This window comes from Streptomyces sp. NPDC030991, assembly GCF_055571235.1.
On record NZ_JBVIFR010000055.1, the window covers coordinates 1 to 1,713 of the forward strand.

Below are 1,713 nucleotides of genomic sequence, written 5' to 3' on the forward strand. Positions count from 1 at the left end.
GGTGCCGCGCTGGGGGCGGCGTTCGGCGGTTCGCTGGCGGTGACCACCACCTCCGGTCCTGGGGTGGCGCTGAAGTCGGAGACGATCGGCCTGGCGGTCTCCCTGGAGCTGCCGCTGCTGGTCATCGACATCCAGCGCGGCGGTCCTTCCACCGGGCTGCCGACCAAGACCGAGCAGGCCGACCTGCTCCAGGCGATGTACGGGCGCAACGGTGAGGCCCCGGTCCCCGTCATCGCCCCCAGGACCCCGGCGGACTGTTTCGACGCCGCGCTGGAGGCGGCCCGGATCGCGCTCACCTACCGCACCCCGGTACTGCTCCTGTCGGACGGTTACCTGGCCAACGGCTCCGAGCCGTGGCGCATCCCCGATCTGGACGAGCTGCCGGATCTGCGTACCCAGTTCGCGTCGGGGCCCAATCACACGCTGGACGACGGCAGTCAGGTGTTCTGGCCCTACAAACGGGATCCCAAGACCCTGGCGCGGCCCTGGGCGATCCCGGGCACTCCGGGGCTGGAACACCGGATCGGCGGGATCGAGAAGCAGGACGGCAGCGGCAACATCTCCTACGACCCGGCCAACCACGACCTCATGGTCCGCACCCGCCAGGCCAAGATCGACAACATCGAGGTCCCCGACCTCGACGTCGACGACCCCGACCAGGCCCGCACCCTGGTCCTGGGCTGGGGCTCCACCTACGGCCCCATCACCGCCGCCGTCCGCCGCCTGCGCACCACCCACACCCCCATCGCCCAGGCCCACCTGCGCCACCTCAACCCCTTCCCCAAGAACCTGGGCGACATCCTGCGGCGTTACGACACGGTGGTGATCCCCGAGATGAACCTCGGCCAGCTCGCCACCCTCGTGCGGGCCAGATACCTGGTGGACGCCCACAGTTACAACCAGGTCAACGGAATGCCGTTCAAGGCTGAGCAGCTCGCCACGGCTCTCAAGGAGGCCATCGATGGCTGATACGCAGACCAGGGAGTCCGCCGAGGGGACCGCGGATGCCGGGCAGACGCTCCTGTCACTGGTCCCCAAGGCCGAGGCCAAGCAGTCCATGAAGGACTTCAAGTCCGATCAGGAAGTGCGCTGGTGCCCCGGCTGCGGCGACTACGCCGTCCTTGCCGCCGTGCAGGGCTTCATGCCCGAACTCGGCCTGGCCAGGGAGAACATCGTCTTCGTCTCCGGCATCGGCTGCTCCTCCCGCTTCCCGTACTACATGAACACCTACGGGATGCACTCCATCCACGGCCGCGCCCCCGCCATCGCCACCGGCCTCGCCTCCTCCCGCCGCGACCTGTCGGTCTGGGTCGTCACCGGCGACGGCGACGCCCTGTCCATCGGCGGCAACCACCTCATCCACGCCCTGCGCCGCAACGTCAACCTCAAGATCCTGCTGTTCAACAACCGGATCTACGGCCTCACCAAAGGCCAGTACAGCCCCACCAGCGAGGTCGGCAAAATCACCAAATCCACCCCGATGGGCTCCCTGGACGCCCCGTTCAACCCCCTCTCCCTGGCCATCGGCGCCGAAGCCTCCTTCGTCGCCCGCACCGTCGACTCCGACCGCAAACACCTCACCGACGTCCTGCGCCAGGCCGCCGCCCACCCCGGCACTGCCCTCGTCGAGATCTACCAGAACTGCAACATCTTCAACGACGGCGCCTTCGAAGTCCTCAAGGACAGGCAACAAGCCGCCGAAGCCGTCATCCG

1 protein-coding gene and 1 pseudogene are annotated in these 1,713 nt (G+C 68.2%); both read left to right on the forward strand.

The features are described from left to right. Positions 1-969, forward strand: a pseudogene (locus ACZ45E_RS39855) (2-oxoacid:acceptor oxidoreductase subunit alpha); the annotation flags it as partial. After that, positions 962-1,713, forward strand: a 752-nt coding sequence (locus tag ACZ45E_RS39860; protein ID WP_468231447.1) for a 2-oxoacid:ferredoxin oxidoreductase subunit beta, incomplete at its 3' end; no start/stop codon positions are given. The pseudogene ACZ45E_RS39855 and the gene ACZ45E_RS39860, both read left to right, overlap by 8 nt.